Annotated in this window: 12 protein-coding genes and 1 pseudogene; 9 read left to right on the forward strand and 4 right to left on the reverse strand. The window is 72.1% G+C overall.

Annotation, left to right across the window (positions count from 1 at the left end; translation table 11 throughout):
- Positions 1-9 precede the first annotated feature (9 nt).
- The 8 genes and pseudogenes from ACFW22_RS31250 to ACFW22_RS31285 all read left to right on the forward strand — a co-directional run.
- Positions 10-3,696, forward strand: a pseudogene (locus ACFW22_RS31250) (beta-ketoacyl synthase N-terminal-like domain-containing protein); the annotation flags it as partial.
- Positions 3,693-4,469 carry a thioesterase II family protein gene (locus tag ACFW22_RS31255; RefSeq protein ID WP_386411142.1) on the forward strand — a complete coding sequence of 259 codons (777 nt, stop codon included), beginning with the start codon at positions 3,693-3,695 and terminating at the stop codon, positions 4,467-4,469. The pseudogene ACFW22_RS31250 and the gene ACFW22_RS31255, both read left to right, overlap by 4 nt.
- 192 nt (positions 4,470-4,661) lie before the next feature.
- Positions 4,662-5,492, forward strand: coding sequence for a hypothetical protein (locus tag ACFW22_RS31260; protein WP_386411145.1), 831 nt, complete (start codon positions 4,662-4,664; stop codon positions 5,490-5,492).
- An 86-nt stretch (positions 5,493-5,578) separates the two neighbouring features.
- Positions 5,579-8,734, forward strand: a complete 3,156-nt coding sequence (locus ACFW22_RS31265; RefSeq protein ID WP_386411149.1) for an amino acid adenylation domain-containing protein — start codon at positions 5,579-5,581, stop codon at positions 8,732-8,734.
- 23 nt (positions 8,735-8,757) lie between these two features.
- Positions 8,758-9,588, forward strand: coding sequence for a family 16 glycosylhydrolase (locus tag ACFW22_RS31270; protein ID WP_386411152.1), 831 nt, complete (start codon positions 8,758-8,760; stop codon positions 9,586-9,588).
- Entirely contained in the window at positions 9,585-11,123 is a 1,539-nt protein-coding gene (locus ACFW22_RS31275; RefSeq protein WP_386411155.1) for a prenyltransferase/squalene oxidase repeat-containing protein, read from the forward strand. Before ACFW22_RS31270 ends, ACFW22_RS31275 begins: the two co-directional genes overlap by 4 nt.
- Positions 11,124-11,259: 136 nt before the next feature.
- Positions 11,260-13,359, forward strand: a complete 2,100-nt coding sequence (locus ACFW22_RS31280; protein ID WP_386411158.1) for a HelD family protein — start codon at positions 11,260-11,262, stop codon at positions 13,357-13,359.
- Positions 13,360-13,601: 242 nt separating this feature from the next.
- Positions 13,602-16,421, forward strand: coding sequence for an ATP-binding protein (locus ACFW22_RS31285; protein ID WP_386411161.1), 2,820 nt, complete (start codon positions 13,602-13,604; stop codon positions 16,419-16,421).
- On the opposite strand, the gene ACFW22_RS31290 is transcribed toward ACFW22_RS31285, so the two are convergent.
- Positions 16,375-17,610, reverse strand: a complete 1,236-nt coding sequence (locus ACFW22_RS31290; protein WP_386411164.1) for a cytochrome P450 — start codon at positions 17,608-17,610, stop codon at positions 16,375-16,377. The two genes, ACFW22_RS31285 and ACFW22_RS31290, sit on opposite strands and share 47 nt — an antisense overlap.
- 216 nt (positions 17,611-17,826) lie before the next feature.
- Positions 17,827-19,323 (reverse strand): MFS transporter, encoded by a 1,497-nt coding sequence (locus ACFW22_RS31295; protein WP_386411167.1) that lies wholly within the window; start codon positions 19,321-19,323, stop codon positions 17,827-17,829.
- A gap of 149 nt (positions 19,324-19,472) precedes the next feature.
- Here ACFW22_RS31295 and ACFW22_RS31300 point away from each other — a divergent pair, with 149 nt between their 5' ends.
- Positions 19,473-20,117 (forward strand): TetR/AcrR family transcriptional regulator, encoded by a 645-nt coding sequence (locus ACFW22_RS31300; protein WP_386411170.1) that lies wholly within the window; start codon positions 19,473-19,475, stop codon positions 20,115-20,117.
- Positions 20,118-20,182: 65 nt separating this feature from the next.
- On the opposite strand, the gene ACFW22_RS31305 is transcribed toward ACFW22_RS31300, so the two are convergent.
- Positions 20,183-20,866, reverse strand: a complete 684-nt coding sequence (locus ACFW22_RS31305) for an FMN-binding negative transcriptional regulator (protein ID WP_386411173.1) — start codon at positions 20,864-20,866, stop codon at positions 20,183-20,185.
- A 29-nt stretch (positions 20,867-20,895) separates the two neighbouring features.
- Positions 20,896-22,425: an FAD-dependent monooxygenase gene (locus tag ACFW22_RS31310; protein WP_386411176.1), complete on the reverse strand. Its 1,530-nt coding sequence runs from the start codon at positions 22,423-22,425 to the stop codon at positions 20,896-20,898.
- Between the last annotated feature and the right edge of the window lie 614 nt (positions 22,426-23,039).

A 23,039-nucleotide genomic window follows, 5' to 3' on the forward strand; every position in this document is an offset into this window, starting at 1 on the left:
TCCAGCAACGAGGCGCTGCGACTGCTGGACGCGGCCTGCGCGGCGGGCGAGCCGCACCTGCTGCCGATCCGGCTCGACGTGGCGGCGCTGCGGCGTTCCCTCGGCGCGGAGGAGCCCGTGCCGGCGTTGCTGCGCGGGCTGGTCCGCCGGCAGGTGCGCCGCGCCGCCGCCCGGGAGGGATCCGAACCGCAGGGCCGGTCCCTGGCCGCCCGGCTGGGCGAGTTGGAGCCGGCCGAGCGGATGGCGTTCGTGCTCGGCCTGGTGCGGGAGCACACCGCAGGGATCCTGGGGTACGCCGGCGCCGGGGAAGTCGAGGCGGAACTCAGCTTCAGAGACCTGGGTTTCGACTCGCTGACGGGCATCGAGCTGCGCAACCGGCTGGCCTCGGCCACCGAACTGCGGCTGCCCGCCACGCTGGTGTTCGATCACCCGAGCCCGGTCGAACTGGCCCGGTATCTGGTCACCGAGGCCCTCGGTGACGAGCCCGGCACCGAGGCTGGCCCGGCTCGGCGCAGCGGCCTGGACCCCGACAAGGACGCGGTGGCCGTCGTAGCCATGGCCTGCCGTTATCCGGGCGGGGTGCGCACTCCGGAGGACCTGTGGCGGCTGGTGCGCTCCGGCGGCGACGCGATCTCCGGGTTCCCCGCCGACCGGGGCTGGGACACGGAGGCGCTGTACCACCCGGACCCGGACCACCCCGGCACGACGTACGCGGTGGAAGGCGGATTCCTTTACGACGCTGCCGAGTTCGACGCGGGCTTCTTCGGGATCTCTCCCCGCGAGGCCCTCGCCATGGACCCCCAGCAGCGCCTGCTCCTGGAGACCTCCTGGGAGGCCGTGGAACGGGCCGGCATCGACCCGCGGACCCTGCGGGGCAGCCGTACGGGCGTCTTCGCCGGCGTCATGTACCACGACTACGGCACGCAGGTCACCGAGGTACCGGAGGGGCTGGAGGCGTTCCTCGGCAACGGCAGTTCCGGCAGCATCGCCTCTGGCCGGGTGGCGTACCACCTGGCTCTGGAAGGCCCGGCCATCACGGTCGACACGGCCTGTTCCTCCTCGCTGGTGGCCCTCCATCTGGCCGCGCAGTCGCTGCGCAACGGCGAGTGCTCGCTGGCGCTCGCGGGCGGCGTGACCGTGATGACCACGCCCGGTACGTTCATCGGGTTCAGCCGGCAGCGGGGGCTGGCCCGCGACGGGCGGTGCAAGGCGTTCGCGGACTCCGCGGACGGCACGGGCTGGGGCGAGGGCGCTGGCGTCGTGCTGCTGGAGCGGCTGTCGGACGCGCGGCGCAACGGCCACCCGGTGCTGGCGGTGGTGCGGGGGAGCGCGGTGAACCAGGACGGCGCGAGCAACGGCCTCACCGCCCCGAACGGGCCCGCGCAACAGCGGGTGATCCGCCAGGCCCTGTCCAGTGCGGGGCTGACCGGAGCGGACGTTGACGTGGTCGAGGCCCATGGCACCGGCACCACCCTCGGCGACCCCATCGAGGCCCAGGCCCTCCTGGCCACCTACGGCCAGGACCACAACCCCGAACAGCCGCTGTGGCTCGGCTCGTTGAAGTCCAACATCGGCCACACCCAGGCCGCCGCCGGCGTCGGCGGCGTCATCAAGATGGTCATGGCCATGCGCCACGGCCTCCTCCCCCGCACCCTCCACGTCGACACCCCCTCCACCCACGTCGACTGGGACTCCGGAGCCGTCTCGCTGCTTTCGGAGACCACCGAGTGGCCGGAGACCGGCCGTGCCCGGCGAGCGGCCGTGTCGTCCTTCGGGATCAGCGGGACCAACGCCCATGTTGTCCTGGAGCATGCCGCGCCGGACGAGGCCGGGACCGAGGAGGGCGAGCCGGGCGGGTTCGTCGCTCCGCCGTGGGTGCTGTCCGGCAGGAGTCCGGAAGCCCTGCGCGCCCAGGCCGCCCTGCTGCGGGACTTCGTACAGGAGCGGCCGGAGCTGACTGCCGCGCAGGTCGGGCTGTCGCTGGCCACGACCCGGTCCTCGTTCGCGTACCGGGGTGCGGTGCTCGGCGACGACCCGGCGGAGCGGCTCGCGGCGCTGGAGGCGCTGGCCCGTGGCGAGGGCTCGCCGTCCGTGGTGACGGGTGCCGCCGCGGGCGGTCACAAGGTCGCCTTCCTGTTCTCGGGGCAGGGTACCCAGCGGCCCGGGATGTGCCGGGAGCTGTACGCCTCGTTCGAGGTGTTCGCGGCGGCGTTCGACGAGGTCTGCGCGCAGTTCGGACCGGTGCTGGAACGACCCCTGGCCGAGGTGGTGTTCGCGGAGTCCGGCTCCCCGGAGGCGGAGCTGCTGGACCGCACCGAGTACGCCCAGCCCGCGCTGTTCGCCGTCGAGGTGGCGTTGTTCCGGCTGCTTGAGGCGTGGGGGCTGCGACCCGAGCTGCTGGCGGGGCACTCGATCGGTGAGCTGGCGGCGGCCCATGTCGCCGGGGTCTTCGACCTGCCCGACGCGGCGCGGCTCGTGGCGGCCCGTGGCCGGCTGATGCAGTCGCTGCCCGCGGGTGGGGCCATGGCCTCGCTGCAGGCGGCCGAGGACGAGGTGCTGCCGCTACTGTCCGTCCGGACGCACGAGGTGGGGGTGGCCGCGGTCAACGGGCCGTCGGCCGTGGTCGTGTCAGGCCGTGAGGGCGCGGTCGAGGAGATCGTCGCACACTTCAAGGGTCTGGGCCGCAGGACCCGGCGGCTGCGGGTCAGTCACGCCTTCCACTCGCCGCTGCTGGATCCGGTGCTCGACGAGTTCGCGGCGGTCGCGCGCGAGGTGTCGTACCGGGCGCCGCGCGTCCCGGTCGTCTCCGACGTCACCGGCGAGACGGCGTCGGACGGGCTGCTCCAGGACCCCGGCTACTGGGTGCGGCACGCGCGGGAGGCAGTGCGTTTCGCCGATCAGCTGACGCATCTGGAGAAGGAGGGCGTCACCGCATACGTCGAGGTCGGCCCGGACGCGGTGCTGGCCGCTATGGCCCGGGAGTGCCTCGGCGGTCAGGCGCTGGTGGTGCCCGTCCAGCGGCGCGACCGCGCCGACGCCCGGGCGCTGGCCACGGCCGTCGCCGAACTGAACGTCCACGGTGTGTCCCCGGACTGGGCGGTGGTGTTCGCCCCGACCGGCGCCCGTACGGTCGAGCTGCCGACGTACGCCTTCCAGCGCACGGCGTACTGGCTGCCGTCGGGGCCGCAGCAGGCGCCAGCCGGCGGCAGCGACCTGGAGCGGCGGTTCTGGCGCGCTGTCGGCAGCCGGGACGTCGCTGCTCTGGCCGCGCTGCTCGACGTCGACTTCGCCCGTGAGGCCGACTCCCTGAACGCGGTGCTGTCGCTGTTGTCGGCGTGGGACCACAGCCGCGCCCCCGCCGCCGCGGACGCGCCGGAGGACGCCCAGCCGTCCAAGGACGACGGGGACCTGGCGCGGGCCCTGGCCGAGGCGTCCGAGGACGAGCGACCGGCGCTGCTGCTGGAGGCGTTGCGGTCGGCCGCGTCCGCGGTGCTCGGGCACGCCGACCCGCACGCGCTGCCAGCCGAACAGGACTTCTTGGAGGCCGGGTTCGCCTCGCTGACGGCCGTCGAGTTGAGCGCCCGGCTCACCAAGGTCACAGGCCTCGACCTGCCGCCCACGCTGATCTACGACCACCCCACGCCGGCAGAGCTCGCCGCGCACCTGCACGAGGAAATGAAGAGGACCGCGTCATGACCCCCACACGTACCACACCCATCGAGAGCCCCTGGATCCGCCGCTACCAGCCGGCGCCCGCCGACGGTGTCACCCTGGTGTGCTTCCCGCACGCCGGCGGCTCGGCCACGTCCTTCCACGCGCTGTCCCTGGCGCTCGCCGGGCGGCTGGACGTGGTGGCCGTGCAGTATCCCGGCCGTCAGGACCGGCATCGGGAGCCCGCCTTCGAGGACCTGCACGAGCTGGCCGACGCCGCGTTCGACGCGGTCGTCGAGGCCGTCGGCACCGACCGCCCGCTCGCCCTGTTCGGGCACAGCATGGGCGCGTCCGTCGCCTTCGAGGTGGCCGCGCGGCTGGAGCAGCGGGCGGGCGTGACGCCCGTGTCCCTGTTCGTGTCGGGGCGCCGGGCCCCCTCCCGGCACCGCAGCGAGGACCTGCACCGCAAGGGCGACGACGCGCTGCTGCGGGAGATCCGCGCCCTGGACGGCACCGCGCAGGCGGCGCTGGACGACGAGGACATCGTCCGGATGTTCCTGCCGTCCCTGCGGGCCGACTACAAGGCGATCGAGCGCTACCGCAGCGCGCCGGGCGCGGCCGTCGGCTGCCCCGTCGTCGCGCTGACCGGCGACAACGACCCGAAGACCACCGTGGAGGAGGCCCGGGCCTGGCAGGAGCACACCACCGGCCCGTGCGACCTGCGGGTCTTCGGCGGCGGTCACTTCTACGTCTCGGAGCAGACCGACGCGGTCGCCGAGGTGCTGGCCACACGGCTGGGGGTCGCAGGGGTCGGCTAGGGGTTATCCGAGCCAGGAGGCGAAGTTAGCGTGACCGCGCATTCTCCGTATTTCACGGACGCGAATTCACCGTCCCCGAACACGAATCCACCGTCCTCGGACGTGCATTCACCGTTCTCCACGAACGTGAGTTCACCGTTTTCCACCGAACCGAACGCAGTGTTTTCCACAGACCATGGGGGATCCCGAACCATGACCGATCCGCAGACGTGGCGGGTTCTCGGCAACGCGGACGCGCACGAGCTCGTGCTCGCCGTGGACTTCGACGCCACCGGCCGGGCCGAGGGCCGCTTCACCGATCTGGCCTCGGGTCTGGGTGACCTGCTGCCCTGCTCGATCTGGGAGACGATTCCCCAGGAGGCCGGGACCGGTGCCGGCGATGCCGACCCCGTCGAGCGGTGGCTGGAGGAGGTGGCGGCCGACGGTCGCCCGGTCCGCGCGGTGTTCGGCTTCTGTGTCGGCGGCGTCTACGCGGGCGCGATCGCGCACCGCCTCGCCGCCCGGCAGGAACAGGCGCCCGCGCTGGTGCTGTTCGACCCCGAGCAGTCCGGCCCGCTGACCCTGTACTCGCAGTTCTACAAGGTCCTCGACTCCATGTCCGCCCTGCTGAGTGCCGAGGAGACCGCGCAGGCGGCGGACGAGGCGCGGCGGGCGCACGAGCAGCACACGACGATGGCCGCGTTGGGCGCCGAACTCCTCGACGTGTACCGGCGTACCGCCAAGCCCGCCTTCGACCGGTTGGAACTGGACGCCAAGCGGACGGAGGAGATCACCGCGGTCTTCGCGTCGTTCGTCGGCTATCTGATCGCGGCCGCGGACATCGACCCTCTGCCCGCGTGGCGGGAGGCCGTCGTCGTCACGTCCTCGTCGCCCACGAGCGGTCTGAACGGCTCCCGCGCGGCCGGCCAGGACATCGTCGTGGGCCGGGAACTGCGCGTCGACGTCCCGCACGTCGACCTGCTGCGCGACCCCGGTGTCACCCGCACGGTGACCGAGCTGCTCGGCGCGGACAGGCCCGCCTGAGAAGTCACGTACGCGCAAGTCCCGTACGCGCGAATCCCGTACGTACGCGCCACCGCGAATTCCCGCGAACCCACGGAACGGTAGGAATGCCAGAAGCAACGGAAGTCCGGTCCCGCCCGGCCGACAGCAAGGAGCACGCCCTCTGGCTCCTGGACGAGCTGGTGCCCGTCAAAGGGGTCAACAACCTCTCCGTCGCCCTTCAGGCCGACGGGCCGCTGCTCGGCCCGGCACTCCAGGGCACGGTCGATCTGCTGCTGCGCCGGCACGAGGCGCTGCGCACGATGTTCCGGCAGGAGCAGGCGGGCCTCGTCAAGGAGGTGCTCGACCCCGCTGCCCTGCGGATCGAGGCCGAGCAGCTGGCGGCGGAGCCGGGTGAGGTCGCCGCTGTCGTCGGGGAGTTCATCGCGCGTCCCTTCGACATCGACGGGCGGCCGCTGGTGCGGGCCGCGCGGGTGAGGTGCGCGGACGGCGACGCGTTCTGTCTCGCCGTCCACCACCTGGTCTTCGACACGGTCTCCGGCGCGGTCCTGCTGGAGGAGTTCACCGCCGGGTACACGGCACTAGCGGCCGGTGCCACGCCACCCGCGGAGCTGCTGGCCGCGCAGCCGCCGTACCGGGAGCCCGCTCCCCGCGCGGCTGCCGTGGAGTACTGGCGCGGGCAGCTGGCCGGGGCCGACGCCGCGGGCCTCGCCCTGTGGTGCGGCAGCGAGGATCTTCCCGAGCCGACCCTCACCGGTGACCAGATCACGGCCGACCTGTCCCCGCGGGCGACCGAGGTACTGCGCCGGCTGCAGAAGGAGCTGCGCGCGCCGGAGGCGGTGGTGCTGCTGGCCGCGTACGGCCTACTGCTGGCCCGGCACGGCGCGGGTCCCGACCTGGTGGTGGGCACCCCGGTCAACGTCCGGGCGCGCGAGGCGTCCAGGGCCGTCGGCTACCACGTCAACACCCTGCCGCTGCGCATACCCGTCGACCTCGGCGGCGGCTTCCGCGACCTGGTGCGGACCGCCCGCGACGCGTTCCTCGGGGCGGTCGCCCACGCCGATGTGCCGGTCGACGTCCTGCTGCCGGAACTGCGCAGGGACGGCGGCGCCTCCTGGCGCAACACCGTCTTCCGCCATCTGTTCAACTACGTTCCGCACGACGGCCGTACGAGCTTCCCCCTCGGCGACACCACGGCCCGCAGGCTCCCCGTGGAGAACGGCTTCAGCAAGTTCGACCTGGAGTTCTTCTTCCTGTCCTCGGCGGACAAGGTGACCGTTCGGGCCGCGTACTACACGCAGGTGCTGGACCGGGCCGACGTACAGGGGCTGCTCGAACGCTTCGAGGCGCTGCTGCTCGCGGCCGCGGAGGGGCCGGACCGGCCGATGGGCGAACTGCCGCTGGCCGGGCCCTCCGACCTCGCCGTGCTGGCCGCGAGCAACGACACCGCGCGCCCGGTGGATCCGCCCAGCGTGCTCGCGACGGTGCGGAAGCGGGTGGCGCTGACGCCGTCCGCGCCAGCGGTCGTGGGCGACGGTCGCAGCACGACGTACGCCGAGCTGTGGCGGGCCGCCGAGCACACCCGGGACGTCCTGGCGGACGCCGGGGTGAGGGCCGGTGACATCGTCGCGCTCGCCGCGCCCCGGGGTCCCGAACTCGCGGCCGCGGCCCTCGGGGTGTGGCTGGCCGGAGCGGTGTATCTGCCCGTCGATCCGGAGCACCCCGTGCGGCGCCTGGCGTACGTCCTGGAGGACTCCGGCGCGCAGGCGGTGCTCACGGCGCCGGGCGTGGAGCTGCCCGAGGGGGTCCGGGCGCGGGTCGTTCCGCTGGAGCCGCTCGCGCGGGACGGCTCCGGCCCGCTGCCGGACCCCGGTGCGGGCGGCCCCGATCCGGACTGCTGTGCCTACCTGATCTACACGTCCGGCTCGACGGGGAAGCCGAAGGGCACCCTGGTCGGCCACCGCAGCCTCGCCAACGTGGTCCAGCACTTCGCCGAGGAGCTGAAGGTCACCGCGGACGACGCCGTGCTGTGGCTGACGACCTTCGCCTTCGACATCTCCGCCCTGGAGCTGTTTCTGCCGCTGGTGTGCGGCGGACGGCTGGTCGTGGCCTCCGACGAGGCCCGCACCGACGGCCGCGCCCTGCTCGCCGAGGTCGTCGCGCACGACGTCGGCATCGTGCAGGCCACCCCGACGACCTGGCGGGTCGTCGCCGATGCGGCGGACGGACAGCTCGCCGGTCGGCGCCTGGTCTGCGGCGGGGAGCCGCTGCCGCCGGCGCTGGCCCGCACGCTGGCCGCCTCGGGCGGCTCACTGCTCAATGTGTACGGCCCCTCCGAGACGACCATCTGGTCCACCTCGGGGCCGGTGCCGGACGAGGTGGTCCGCGTGGACGTGGGCCGTCCGATCGCCGACACCCAGGTGTTCGTCGTCGACCCGGACGGCCGGGAGCTGCCGGTCGGTGTGCAGGGCGAGCTGTGCATCGCCGGGGCGGGCGTCGCGCTGGGCTACCACGACCGCCCCGAGCTGACGGCGGACCGCTTCCGCGACCATCCCGCGTACGGGCGCCACTACCGCACCGGCGACCTGGCCCGGCTGCGGCCCGACGGCAGCGTCGAGCTGCTGGGCCGGACCGACCGCCAGATCAAGCTGCGCGGCCACCGGATCGAACTGGGCGAGGTGGAGGCGGTGCTGCTCGACCGTACGGACGTACGGGACGTCGCCGTCGTCGTGGTGGGGCGCGGAGGGCCGGACGCCGCCCTGGTCGCGTTCGTGGAACCGGCGCAAGGAGCGGAGGGAGGGGACGGCGTGGCCGAGGTGGACACCGCCGGACTGACGGCCCATGCCCGGTCCCTGCTGCCCTCCGCCGCCGTACCCCAGGAGATCGTCGTGCTGGAGTCGCTGCCGACCACCGCCAACGAGAAGCGAGACCATCTCGCGCTGACCCGCCTCGCCGAGCAGCGCCGCTCCGAGCGCAGTGCGGCCGCGGGGGCGGAAGAGGCCTCGCCCGAGGCGCAGTCGGGGACGGCCGGGCGGCTGCTCGCCCTGTGGCAGAGCACGCTCGGTCGGACCGACCTCGGCCCGCACGCCAACTTCTTCGACAGCGGCGGGCATTCGCTGCTCGGCGCGCAGCTCGTGCAGCGCATCGAGAAGACGCTGGGTGTGCCTGTGCGCCTGGCCGACCTGTTCGCCCATCCCACCCCGCTCGCCATGGCCGAGCATCTCGATCCGGACGCCGCCGCACCGTCGGCCCCGGGCAACTGAGGAAGACGGAGCCCGAGAAAGACATGGAGACCGTGAACCAGAAGCACGCCACCGCCCCGGCCGCCGCGACCGCGCCGCCGTCGTGGAAGGTCCTGTGGCAGGACACGTTCGAGGGCCCGGCCGGGTCCCCGCCCGACCCCGCCCTGTGGCAGGTCGTCACCGGGCAGCCGTTCGGCGCCGGCATCGAGTTCCACACAGACGACCCCGCGAACGTCGGCCTCGACGGCGCCGGGCACCTGCGGATCACCGCCACGCACGAGGACGGGGAGTACCGGGCGGCGTGGCTGGAGACCCGGCGCGAGGACTTCGTGCCGCGGCCCGGCGGCGCGCTGCGCCTGGACGCCCGGGTGAAGACCGCAGCGGGTCCGGGCCTGGACTGCGCGCTGTGGGCCTGGGGCACGCAATTGCGGCACCGGGGCGACGAGGACCCGGTGCAGGCGTGGTACCGGGCCGGGGAGATCGACGTCCTGGAGGCGCTCGGCTCCGAGCCGGACTCGGTGTGGGGTGCCGTCCACTCCCCCGAGTGCCACCAGATCCCGTCCCTGGGCATGGGCGCCCGTACGACCACGGAGGACGGCAGCCCGCTCAGCGCGGACTTCCACACCTACTCGGCGGTCTGGCGGCGCGGCCCCAACTCGATCACCTGGTACCTGGACGGCCGCGAGTACCTGAAGCTGACCCCGCAGGACACCACTCCGAAGGGCTGGCTGTTCGACCAGCCCGTGTACTTCTGTCTGGCGATCATCATCGGCAGCCCCGGCGGCCCGGTCCTGCCGGGCGACCCCGACCCGGCGACGCTGCCGTCGTCGCTGCTCGTCGACAGCATCACCGTCTCCGAGGAGCTCCCCGCATGAGCGCGCCCACGGGCGTGGACCTCGACAGGCTCGTCGCCGAGCTGGTCGAGCGGGTGCTGGACGACCCGACCGGCGCGCTGGGTCCCTCGGTGTACGAGACGGCCCGGCTGGTGTCGCTGGCCCCGTGGCTGGACGGGGACGCCGCCCGGGTCCGGTATCTCCTCGACGAGCAGCGGTCCGACGGCAGTTGGGGCGGCCCCGGCGGGTACGCCCTCGTGCCGACACTGAGCGCGACGGAGGCGCTGCTGGCCGTGCTGGGCCGGGAGGGCGGCGAGTTGCCGCTGCCGCCCGCGGCGCTCGTCGAGGCCGCGCGGCGGGGGCTCGCGGCGGCGGCCGCGCTGGTGGCGCGCAGCGCCGAGGAGCCGGTGCCGTCGACGGTCGTGTTCTTCATGGTCATCCCCGCTCTGGTGGAGGGGATCAACGCCCGGTTCGCCGTCCTCGGGGACGGACCGGTGCAGCCGCTGGCGCTGCCGCACGGGCTGACCGACGAGGCGCTGCGTGGGCTGCGCGTGGGTGCCTGGCGCAACCCGCTCGCCGGTCACTATCTGGAGATCGTGGGCCAGGCGGCCGTCGGCGGCGCCGAGATGGAGCCGGTCGACGGGGTCGTCGGCTGTTCCGCTGCCGCGACCGCCGCCTGGCTCGGCCCGCGGGAGCCGGCCGACACCGCGCACCCCTCGGTGTGCTTCCTGCGGCAGGCCCAGGAGCGGGGATCCGGCGCGGTCGCCGCGATGACCTCGATCGTGTACTACGAGCGGGCGTGGATCGCCGGAACCCTGGCAACGGCGGGGGTGGAGCGTGAGGTGCTCGCTCCGCTGCTGAAGGAGCTGCCGGGTGACGTCGGCCGGTCCGGGGCGCCGACCGCGCCGGGGTTCGCGTACGAGGCGGAGACCAGCGCGATCGTCCTGACGGCCCTGGCCCGCCTGGGGGCGCCGCAGGAGCCGGATTACCTGTGGCAGTACGACGCGGGCAGCCACTTCATGTCCACCATCCCGGAGCACGAGCCGTCCACGACCACCAACGCGCACATCCTGGAGGCGCTGGGCTGCCACCTGGCCGACGGTCCTGCTGAGGGGGACCGGTACCGGGACGCCGTCGCCCGGATCGCGTCGTGGCTGCGCGACCGCCAGGGGCCGGACGGCAGCTGGTCCGACAAGTGGCACGCCTCGCCCTACTTCGCGACGATGCGCTGCGCCCTGGCCCTGCACCGGTACGCCGGCCCGGCCTCGGCCGAAGCCCTCGGCAGCTCCGTCGACTGGCTCCTGCACCGGCAGCACGAGGACGGCTCCTGGGGCCGCTGGGACGGCACCCCAGAGGAGACCGCCTACGCGGTACGCACCCTGCTGGAACTCACCACCGACGGCGACGCCCGCTCCGAGAAGTCGGCCCAGGCCGTACACCGGGGCTGCGCCTTCCTCCTGAAGCACGGCCTGGACGCCGAACACCACCCCCCACTGTGGATCGGCAAGGAGCTGTACGCCCCCGGTCATCTGGTCCGCGCTGCGGTGTTGGGCGCACTGATCGCGGCCAGGCGGTAACGGGCCGCCGGTATCCGGCCAGCAATAACACAACTCAGCCAGTCTATTAACCGGGTTCAGTTATGCTGGGACCCGGAACTCGCCGTCCGGTCTCGTCGGGCGGCGCGCAAGGCCGTCACTTCGGAAAGGTCGATCGATGACGTCACACGTCCAGGACACGTACGGCACCCAGGAGGCCGTCGGACTCGACGACGAGCTGGCCCTGGAGCGTGCGTACGTCACGGTGTGCCGCGAGGCGATGACCCGGCAGGTGGACGATGCCCAGTACCAGGTCGTCGCGGGCGAGGACGTGTCGGGTGACGGCGCGAGCGCCGAGGCGCTCGGCCGCTACCTGCGCACCCGCGCACGGCAGATGGCGGAGGAGCCCGACAGCCCGCTGTTCTTCGGCCGGCTCGACTTCGAGGACACCGAGGAGGCGGGGGACCACCGGCGGCAGCGGTACTACATCGGCCGCAGGCGGGTCTCGGAACACCCGGCCGCACCGCCCCTGGTGATCGACTGGCGTGCGCCGGTCTCCCGCACCTACTACCAGGCGAGCGCCCTGGAGCCGCGCGGCGTCGCGGTGCGGCGGCGCTTCGGGTGGGCGCCGTGGAGCCACGGCGCTCCCGAGGACCTCACCGGACTTGAGGACGAGCACCTCGACCACGCCCGCGACGACGGCGGCGACGACGGCGACGCGGCGAGCGCGATCGTCGCCGCCGAGATCGAGCGGCCCCGCCTCGGCCCGATGCGCGACATCGTCGCCACCATCCAGCCGGAACAGGACAACCTGGTCCGCAGCGAGCTGAACGAGTCGGTCTGTGTGCAGGGCGCCCCGGGCAGCGGCAAGACCGCCGTCGGCCTGCACCGCGCCGCATATCTCCTCTACACGTTCCCCGAGCGGCTGCAGCGCAGCGGCCTGCTGATCATCGGCCCGAACCGCACCTTCCTCCGCTACATCTCCGAGGTGCTGCCGTCGCTGGGCGAGATCGACATCGCCCAGCTGACGGTGGAGGACGTCGTCGCACGGCACCCGGTGCGGCGGGCGGACTCCGAGGACGTCAGCGTCCTGAAGCACAGCGACCGTATGGCCACCGTCCTTGAGCGCGCGCTGTACGCCCGGGTGAGGCACCCGGAGGAGTCCATCGCGGTCACCGACGGCTCGTACCGCTGGCGGGTGGACTCGTACGACCTGGCCCGGGTCATCGACGAGGTGCGGGGCATGGGGGTGCCGTACGGGATCGGCCGCGAGCATGTGCGTTCGCGGGTGGTCACGCTGATCCAGCAGCAGGCCGAGCGGCGGGCCGGCCCGAAGAGCGTGACCTGGGCGCGCAAGATCGGCCGTTCGAAGCCGGTCGCCGCGCTGCTGGAGGCGGCGTGGCCGGTGGCACGGCCGGAGGAGGTCGTGGCCACGCTGCTGAGCGATCCGGCGGTGATGGAGGCCGCGACGGACGGGGTGTTCGACACCGCCGAGCAGCGGGCCCTGCTGTGGGCGAAGCCTCCGCGGTCGGAGAAGAGCGCCACCTGGTCGGTCGAGGACATGCTGCTGCTGGACGAGGTCGCGGGGCTCATCGAGCGCCCCGAGGGCTACGGCCACGTGGTCGTGGACGAGGCCCAGGACCTGTCGCCGATGCAGTGCCGGGCGATCGCCCGGCGCAGCGCGTTCGGCTCCATCACGGTGCTCGGCGACCTGGCCCAGGCGACGGCACCCTGGTCGGCGCGGACCTGGCAGGAGCAGCTGACGCACCTGGGCAAGGCGCAGGCCACGGTCGTCCCGCTGACCACCGGCTTCCGTGTCCCCGCCGCGGTCATGAAGCTGGCCAACCGGCTGGTGGGCGCCCTCGGCGTGGACGTGCCGCCGGCCCGCTCGCTGCGCCACGACGGCGAGTTGACGGTCAGCGCGGTCAACGATCTGGCGTCCGCCACCGTGTCCGCGGTCCGTGCCGCCCTCGACCGCGAGGGGTCGGTCGCCGTCATCGCCGCCGACGACGCGGTCGCCGCCACCTCGGCGGCCCTGCGCAGGGCGGGCATCGAGACGGCGACGGCCGAGGAGGTCGGCACGGCCACCCGGGTGACCGTGCTGCCCGCGACGGTCGTCAAGGGCCTGGAGTACGACCATGTCGTCGTGGTGGAGCCGACCGCCATCGTCGAGTCCGAGCCGCGCGGACTGCACCGGCTGTACGTCGTGGTGACGCGTGCGGTGTCCCGGCTCGACGTCCTGCACGCCCGGCCGCTGCCGGAGCCGCTCGCCGCCTGACGACGCGGACGTGTCCGAGATGTGCGGCCCGGGGCCCCGGGCCGCATTTTTTACGACCACTTGAAGAACCCCAAGGCGTAAAATTGCCCTGGTTCTCGAAGTTGGCTGAATTAGTTTTTTCGACGGTCACACTTGCGCCAAATCGCTGTGACGGTGATCACTGAACCTCCGACGGACTCTCTGAAGTTGCAGGATGACTGAAGTCATACCGAAGCCTCGGCACCATAGGGAGCATCCTGCGGATGTCCATCGTCGGACGGGACATACAACTCACCCAATTGCATGACCTGCTGACCGCACGCGACTGCGGAGCGGGTCCGATCGCCCTGGTCAGTGGCCCTGTGGGGGTCGGCAAGACCGCCCTCCTCCGCGAATTCACCCAGAGAGCGGCGAAATCCGGATCCCTCATCCTGAGAGCGGCCTGCTCTCCGCGGGAACGCGCCAACGCATGGGGGGTCGCCCACCAACTCCTATGGCGCACAGAGAGATTCAAAGGAGCTTCACAGCGTACGAGTAACACGCTCGCAGCCGTCGGCCGGAGCCTTGCGTCGGTCACCCGGGCGACGGAAGGCGAACGCGACAAATCGACGGGTGAATTCTGCGCCGCCGTAATGGAATTGGCCGACGAGCATCCCCTGGTCCTCGCCGTCGACGACATCCACGATGCCGACCCCGAGTCGCTGGGCTGGCTCGGCCATCTCGCCCGCCGCATGGTCGACTCCCGGGTCCTGATGGTGTTCACCGACCGGCCGCAGGCCCTGCCGCCGTACGCCACCGCGCGTGCCGAGTTCGCCCGGCAGCCCGGTTTCCACCGACTGCGGATCGGCCCGCTGACCGTCGGCGACATCCGGCTGCTACTCACCGACCGGCTGGGCGTGCCCGCCGACGAGGCCGGCGCAGCGGAGTTCCACGCGGCGAGCGGGGGCAGCCCGCTGCTGATGCAGGCGCTGATCGAGGACGCGCGCAACGCCACGCATGGCATGGACCCGACCGCGTTACGTCCGGTCGCCGGGGAGGTGTTCGACTCCGCGGTGGTCGACTGTGTCCACCGGGTCAGCGCGCCCGCGGCCGATCTCGCCCGGCACCTGGCGGTGCTGGGGCCGGACACGCTGGCGGTGCTGCCCGACCGGGACAGCACCAACCCGCCCACCCGGCACCTTCAGGAACTGACCCAGGCGGGACTGCTGGTGGGCTCGGGCTTCCGCCACCCGAGGATGCACACGGTGCTGGGAGGCGAGGTGTCCGCCGAGGAACGGGCCCGGCTGCACGGGCGGGCCGCCGTACTGCTGCACGACAACGGCGCGCATCCGGCCACGGTGGCCGAACACATCGTGACGGCGGGAGGTATCGCGGAATCCTGGGCACCCCCACTACTTCGGGAAGCCGCAGACGACGCGCTTGCCCACGACGAGTTCCCGAAGGCGATGCAGCTGTTCGACCTGGCCCACGCCATCTGCCCGGACGGCCCGCTGCGGGCGTCCATCCTGTTCCAGCGCACGCTGTCCGCCTGGCAGGTCGACCCGGCCAAGGCCATGCGCAGGCTCCCGGAACTGAAGGAGGCGCTCCAGGCCGGGCATCTCACGGCCACGTCGGGCGCGATGTCCCTGATCAAGAACCTGGTCTGGCACGGCTACGTGGACGAGGCCGCGGAGGTGCTCGAGCTGGTCGACCGGCAGCTGGCCGATGACCCCGACGAGGAGGGTGTGGCCGAGGTGCGGGTGTTGCAGCGGTGGCTGTCCGTACTGTGCCCGCCGTTCCACCGGCGCATGTTCGGCGATGTGTCCCCCGACGTCGCCGACGAGATCGCCCCAGCCGCGATCGCCGCACAGCCGCGACTGCACGCGGCCACCGCCCTGTCCGTCGTGCTGCGGGGCGGCGAACCCGAGCCGGCGGTGGTCGGCGCCGCTCATGTGCTGGAGATGTCCAGTCTGACGCCGACGCTTGAGACCATCCCGCTGGCGCTGATGACGCTGTTCTACGCCGACCGCACCGAGCAGGTCGACGCGTGGTGCACCACGCTGCTGGAGGCGGCCCGCGAGCGCAACATCCCGACCTGGGACGCGCTGCTGTCCTCCCTACGGGCGGCGAACCTCATCCGGCAGGGCCGGCTGCTGGAGGCCGAGCGGCACAGCGACCTGGCGCTGTCCCGGATGTCGTCACGGGGCTGGGGGCTCAGCGTCGGCCTGCCGCTGGCGAGTTCGATATACGCGCTGACCGCGATGGGCCGGTACGACGAGGCGCGGACCCGGCTCGGCCAGCCGGTGCCCGAGGCGGTCTTCCAGACTCTGTTCGGCCAGCACTACCTGTACGCCCGAGGCCAGTTCCATCTGGCCACCGGGCGTCTTCAGGCCGCTCTCGGCGACTTCCTGGCGTGCGGCAAGGCCCTGGTGAGCTGGGGGGTAGCCGACACCACGCTCATCCCGTGGCGTACCGGCGTGGCCGAGGCCCGGCTGCGCCTGGGCGAGACGGACCAGGCCGTGACGTATCTGCGGGAGGAACTGGCCCGGCACAAGGGCAGTCCCCGGGTGCACGGCAACGCCCTGCGTCTGCTGGCCTCGACGATGGAGCCCCGGCAGCGGCTACGGGCGCTGCGGGAGGCCGTGGACGAACTCCAGGGCTCCGGCTGCGACCTGCTGCTGGCACACGCCCTGGGCGATCTGGGCCGTGTCTACCATCTGCTGGGGCAGTCCAACCGGGCCCGGGTGATCGTCCGGCGTGCGTACCGGATGGCAAAGAAGTGCCATGCCAAGCCGCTCAGCCAGAGCCTGCTCCCCGATGCGGAGCGGTCGGCCGACGGCCGGGGCTGTGCCGCCGGGCACGAGGCCTCCGAACAGGTGCACGACGTACTGTCCGAGGCCGAGCTGCGGGTCGCCGCCCTCGCCTCGGAGGGTCACACCAACCGGGAGATCGCCCGGCGGCTGTTCATCACGGTCAGCACGGTCGAGCAGCACATGACACGTGTCCTGCGCAAGCTCAACCTGTCCCGCCGAGACGAACTTCCCCAGGGCCTGGACACTATGGGCGGTTCAGCCGCATCGGCAGTGAGTGGAGCCCACGGATGAGCGTGCTGGTGCGCCACCGCACGTCCTCGGGGTCGACCGCGAGCCGCATGGCGGGGAAGGTGTCGAGCAGCGCGCCGAACGCGATCTGCGCCTCCATCCTCGCCAGGGGCGCCCCGAGACAGTAGTGGATTCCGTGCCCGAAGGCGACATGGCCGCCGGTGGGCCTGCGGACGTCCAGGGTGTGCGGATCGCCGAAGCGCTCCGGATCCCGGTTGGCGGAGGCCAGGGCGAGCAGCACGAAGTCGCCGGCCGGGATCTCGGTGTCGCCGATGCGCAGGTCCTGTGTGGCACACCGGAAGGTGGCGTGCTTCAGCGGGCTCTCCAGCCGCAGGAACTCCTCCACAGCGCCGGGCAGCAGGGAGCGGTCCTGGCGCAGCGCCTCCCATTGGTCCAGGTTCCGCATCAGGTGCATCGTGCCGTTGCCGAGGGTGTTGACGGTGGTCTCGTGGCCCCCGATGAACAACAGGAAGGCCATGGAGACCAGTTCGGTCTCGGTGAGCCGGTCGTCGACGTCACGGGCCGAGACCAGCGCGGCGAGCACGTCGTCGGTGGGTGTACGTCGCTTGCGTTCGATGAGGTCGCCGAGGTACTCGATCATCGCGGCCGAGGCGGCGGCGGTCGAGGCCGGCGAGTCGCCGGAGACGAGCGCCTTGGACCAGGACTTGAAGTTCTCCTGCTCCTCCAGCGGCACGCCCAGCAGCAGGCAGATCACCCGGATCGGCAGCGGGAACGCGAACGCGTCCAGCAGGTCCACCGGGTCGTCGTCCGGGAGGGCGGCTAGCAGTTGGCCCGTGATCTGCTCGATCTCCGGCCGGAGCTTTTCGATGGCGCGGCTGGTGAATGCCTTGTTCACCAGCTTGCGCAGCCGGGTGTGGTCCGGCGGGTCCGAGTGCAGCATGTGGGTGGCGAGGGCGGAGGAGAAGGCGCCGCGCTTGTTGCGGTCGGGCTCGTTCTGCGCGAACAGCCGGTCCGTCCTGTTGAGGTCGGTGCTCAGCCGGGGATCCGCCAGCGCCGAGCGCACTTCCTCGTATCCGGTGATCAGCCAGACCGGCAGTCCGCCGCACACGGGAACCCCGGGAGGCATCATCACCCGGTGCGCCGAGCCTTCGGCGTTGAGCCGTGTGTACACGGAGTGGGGGTCCTGCATGAACGCGTCGTCGAGTTCCAGAGGGGCTGAATCCTGAAGCATGGGCACATCCTCGAAAATGACGGCTCCGGGCCGTTCGCGGGTCGTGCTGAGCCTACGTACGCCCTGGCGGGCCGAAGCCGATCCACGGCAAGGAGAGGGGGTCTAGGGGCCTGATAGGGGCCGCCCACCGGGTCCGTCGGCTGACTCCCGGCGGGCGGCCGGAGCAGCCACTGGGCCGGGGGAGGTCACCTGGCGGCTGCTGGTTCTGGTGGTGGGTCAGCTGCTGGGCGCCAGATCGCCTTCCGCGGCCCGCGCGGGCTCCGGGGGAGCCTGTGCGGGCTTGCGCAGATCGATGGTGATCAGCAGGCCCGCGACGACCGCGGCGAGGGCGGTGATGCCCGCAGCCCACAGGCTCGCGACGGCGTAGCCGTGGACGGTCGCCTCGGTCACGGCCCGCTCATCGCGGCTGCCGGCCGCGAGCCGGTCGGCCGTCACACTGGTGGCGATGGCGTTGAGCAGTGCCGTGCCGATGGAGCCGCCCAGTTGCTGTGAGGTGCTCACGAAGGCCGACACCACACCCACCTCCTGCGGCGGCACGCGGTAGGTGGCGGCGCCGATGCAGGGCGAGATCACCAGTCCGACACCGATGCCGAGCAGGATCTGGGTGGGCATCAGGGTCGAGGCGTAAGAGCTGTCGGGGGTGAGCCGGCCGAGGTTGAGCAGGCCCAGCATGGCGATGAGCAGGCCCGGCACCACCAGCAGGCGCAGTGGTACGCGCGGCACCAGCCGAGCGGCGATCTGGGTGGAGGTGAGCACCGTCGCCACGGTCGCCGGCAGGATCGCCAGGCCCGTGCGCAGCGGCGAGAAGTCCATCACCACCTGCAACTGGTAGGTGAGGATCAGGAACAGGCCGAAGAGGCTGACCATGGCCAGGGCGATGGTCAGGCTCGCTCCCGCCCGGTTGCGGTCGGCGACCAGCCGCAGCGGGAGCAGTGGAGCCGGCCCCTTGGCCTGGGTGAGGCCGAACGCGGCGAGCAGGACCAGGGCGGCGGCGAGGCAGCCGAGGACGCGGGGCGAGGTCCAGCTATGGGTTGCCGCCTGGTCGAAGGCGTAGACGAGGGCGAGCATGCCGCAGGCGGAGAGCACCGCGCCGGGGACATCCACGCGCTGGCGGTTGGCCGGCATCGCCGGCAGCAGCAGCAAGGCCCCGGCCACCACGGCCACACCGATCGGCACGTTGACGTAGAAGCACCAGCGCCAGTCGAGGTACTCGGTGATCACGCCGCCGCCCAGCAGGCCGATGGCGCCACCGGCGCTGGCGACCGAGCTGAAGACACCGAACGCCTTGGCGCGTTCGCGCGGTTCGGTGAAGGTGGTGGCGAGCATGGCCAGGGTCGAGGGCACGAGCAGCGCGGCGAACACGCCCTGCGCCGCGCGGGCTCCGACGAGCACCTCGGCGTTCGGCGCGGCGCCGCCCGCCACCGAGGCGACAGCGAAGCCGACGGCGCCAGCCACGAAGGCGCGCCTGCGGCCCACGAGATCGCCGACCCGTCCGCCGAGCAGCAGCAGGGCACCGAAGGCGAGGGTGTAGGCGGTGACCACCCACTGCCGGCTCGCGTCCGACATCCCGGTGTCCTGCTGGGCCCACGGGAGGGCGATGTTCACGATGGTCATGTCCAGCATGACCATCAGCTGAGCCAGGGCGATCACCCCCAGCCCCCACCACCGGTAGCGCACCGACCTCTCGGTGGAGGCCGCTGTTGCCTGTGCCATGTCCTGATGTCCTTCCCTCACAGCGGGCGGTGCTCGATCCGGCCCGTCCGTCTTCCGCTGGCGGACACTAGAGCAGATTTCTTAACCAAGTCAATTCACAGACTCGGTTACCTGATTGCCTGGGTAAGGGGATGTGTTAGGATGGCCTGGTGAATGCGCCGATGGGCTTGCGGGAGCGCAAGAAACAGCGAACGCGAGAGACGATCTCCGACACGGCGATCACGCTCTTCCTGGAGCACGGGTTCGACCAGGTCTCGGTCGTTGACATCGCGGCCCTGGCCGAGGTGTCCAAACCCACCCTGTTCAAGTACTTCCCCACCAAGGAAGACCTGGTCGTCCACCGGTTCGCCGACCACCAGACGGTGAGCAGCACCGTCGTGGCGGAGCGGCCGCCGGGAGTGTCCGCAATCGACGCCCTGCACCAGCACTTCCTGGACGGGCTGGCGGCCCGGGACCCCATCACGGGGCTCAACGACGACCAAGGCGTCCTGGACTTCCACCACCTCGTGTACTCCACGCCGAGCCTGGTGGCGCGCGTCAGCCAGTACCTGGCCCAGGCAGAAGAGACGCTGGCCCGGACCCTGGTCGACGCCCTCGACTCGGACCGCGAGATCACGGCCGCCCTGCTGGCCGGCCAGGTCATCGCCACGGAGCGCATCCTGGCGTCGGTGAACTGGCAGCGCATCGTCGCCGGCCGGTCCGCGGGCGAGGTCTACCCCGAGGCGGTCGCCGACGCCGACCACGCCTACGCCCTGCTGCGCCACGGCCTGGCCGGGGTCGCCCCCCAGAAGTGACAATAACGACGACGGCGCCGCCTCCGAAGAGGCGGCGCCGTCGTCGTCTGCCGTCGTACGCCGACTCAGCCCGCCGGGTCCGCCGGCTCCGCCGGGCCGTGGCCGGGCTCCTGCGGGGGCAGGTTGTTGTGCCGCTCGATGTAATCAGCCAGCCGGTCCATGCTGTCCGTGCCACGCTCCCGGAAGGCCCTCGCCTGGGAGGCCATCTCAGCCGGGGACTTGTTCTGGCCAAGCTTGTACACGCCGTCGATGCGCCCGATCGGGATCTCGAACCCCTGGATGAGCCGCAGATACTCGTCGAACAGCGCGCTCGCCCGGCGCGGCAGCGACCAGGGCTGCTTCGGCGCGAGCCGGCTCTCCTGATCCTCGATCAGATCGTCCAACTGGCGCATGGTGCGCACCTCGTCCAGCAGCCGCGGTCGCCCCGTGACGTGCACGGCCGCATAGGCCCAGGTGGGGAAGTGCGGCTGCGAGGCGTAGTGGTCGGGCGAGATGTAGGCGCTGGGGCCCAGGAACGCCACCACCACCTCGACGTTTCCGGCGAGCGCCTCACAGATCGGGTTGCCGCGCGAGAGGTGCCCGCGCAGCTTGCCGTAAGGCCAGGCGTGCCGGTCGAGCACGAACGGGATGTGGACGGCGGCGGGCCGGCCCTCCACCGACAGCGCCATCAGGCCCAGTGGGTACTCCTCGATGAGGTCCCACTGCGCCTCCAGGTCCGGCGGCCGGAAGTAGTCGGGGCGGTAGACCATCTGCACTCTCCTTTCCGTGTGTGGCCTGATCAGGCGGTGGCGGCGGACACCGCGCCGCCGAGCAGCGAGCCGAGGTACCCGAGCACCGCCGCGCTGTCCCCCGCCGGCGCGGTGAGCCCGATGTAGCCGTCCGGGCGGACGAGGACCAGCGCGTCGGCGCGCAGTCCGTAGGCCGCCGGCCGTTCGCCGAGCAGACAGGTCCTGAGGTCGTCCGGGCGGGCGGACGCCACCTCGCGCAGAGCCGCCTCGCAGTCGGCGCCGAAGCCGAGCAGCATGAAGTGCGGGCCGCGGAACACGTCGAACAGCCGGACGAGCCGGCCGGCCATGTCCAGGCACACCGAATCCGGGGCGCGGTCGCCGGCCTGGACGCCGCCGGTGTCGGCGAGCGTGGCGCGGCTGAGCGAACTGGCCCGGTACTCCAGCCCGAGCTGGAGGGTCTCCTGGGTGAGGCCGGCCTCAGCGCCGCCGGTGCCGCCGGTCATCTCCTCGAACACGGCCCTGGTGCTGGCCACGCTGGTGTCCAGCGTCCAGCGCGCCACCGGGAGCCGCTCCTCCTGGTAGGTGTCGAGCAGCTCCGGTGCCGCCCCGGCGAGGACCAGCGCGAGCTTCCAGCCGAGGTTGTAGGCGTCCTGCACGCCGGTGTTGGCGCCCAGCGCCCCGAGCACGGGGTGGACGTGCGCGGCGTCCCCGGCCAGGAACACCCGGCCCACCCGCAGCCGGTCGGCCATGCGTACGTTGATCCGCGAGGTCGACAGCCATGTCGCGTCATGGACCCGGATCGGCATGCCCGTGGCCCGGTCGACGGCCCGCTGGAGGGCCTCCACCGACGGCTCCATGGGCCGGCCGTCCGCGTCGACGGGGGGCGTGGCCTGGATCTGCCAGGAGCGCGTGCCGCTGAGCGGACACAGCATGACCACACCGAGGTCGAGGTCCAGCCACTGGTACCAGGCGTCGGGCGCGAGTCCGTCGATCTCGACGTCCCCGACGATCAGTTGCTTCTCCGCCTCGGTGAACCCCTCGAAGGAGATGCCGAGTCGCTTGCGCACCAGGCTGCGGCCCCCGTCGCAACCGACGAGGTAGGCGGCCGACACCTGCTCGGTGCCCTGCGCGGTCGCCAGGGCGGCCGTCACCCGGTCCGGACCCGGCTGGTCGAACTCCACTAGTTCGGTGCCCAGTTCGACCACGACGCCGTACTCGGCCAGCCGCTCCCGGAGAATCTCCTCGACCCGCGACTGCGGCATGAAGTGCAGCCGGCGAAACGGCTCGCCCTGCGTGGGCGCGTTGCCCAGGTACGGGATGGTCTCGTTGATCAGCCGGTCACGGCGGTAGCGCCGGAACGGCAGCCGCTGCGTACCGGACGCCAGCACTTTGTCGATGACTCCGAGGTCGTAGAACACCTCCAGGGTGCGCGGCTGGATGCCGGCCTTGCCGCGCGAGGCGGTCGTGAAACTCTGCTCCTTGTCGATGATCCGCACCGGTACGCCCCGGCGGGCCAGTTCCAGCCCGAGGGCCAGACCGGTCGGCCCGGCCCCGCTGATCAGCACGCTGACGCTGTTCATACAACCCCGTCACTTCGTCGTTGGGTGGGCAATTGCCCTGACCAGGGCTGCACGCTATGGAGGGCGCAGGGCTCGGGCTAACCCCTAAGGGGCCCCTAGGGCCAGGTGATCCCGACGGGGAACAGTCGCGGCGATTCGTAGGGGTTTCGGTTGCGCTCGGCTGTCGCGGTTCTCGTAGGTCATTGAGGGCTGTTGGTGCTCGCTGTGGCCCAGGCGTGTTGGACGGGGCCAATTTCGTCGGCGGTGGGCTGAGCGGGGTCGATGGCGGAAAACCGGGCGTTGATGATCACGTGGGAGACTGTCCGGCCGACCGTACAGACCCCTTCCCGGTCTTGCGCTGAATCCACACGCGGTCGCTCCCGTACGACGCCCGCGAAGGCGAAGACCCCCTGGGTGCGCAGCTACAGGCTCTTTCCCCGCGAACCCGGGAAGAGGCGATCCGAGCGCTCGACCACGCGGGCGCGTATGCCGCGCCTCACCAGGTCGCAGGCCCGTGCGAGGCCGGTGCCGCCGCACTCACGATCAGTACGGGTGCTTCGTTGCCGACTGCAGCCCGTTAAATGGCATGCCCTCGACAGTCATCTAAAACGACGTTCCAGGAGGTCACGCTTCGC

The sequence above is a fragment of the Streptomyces sp. NPDC058872 genome, assembly GCF_042743065.1.
Classification (GTDB): Bacteria; Actinomycetota; Actinomycetes; order Streptomycetales; family Streptomycetaceae; genus Streptomyces.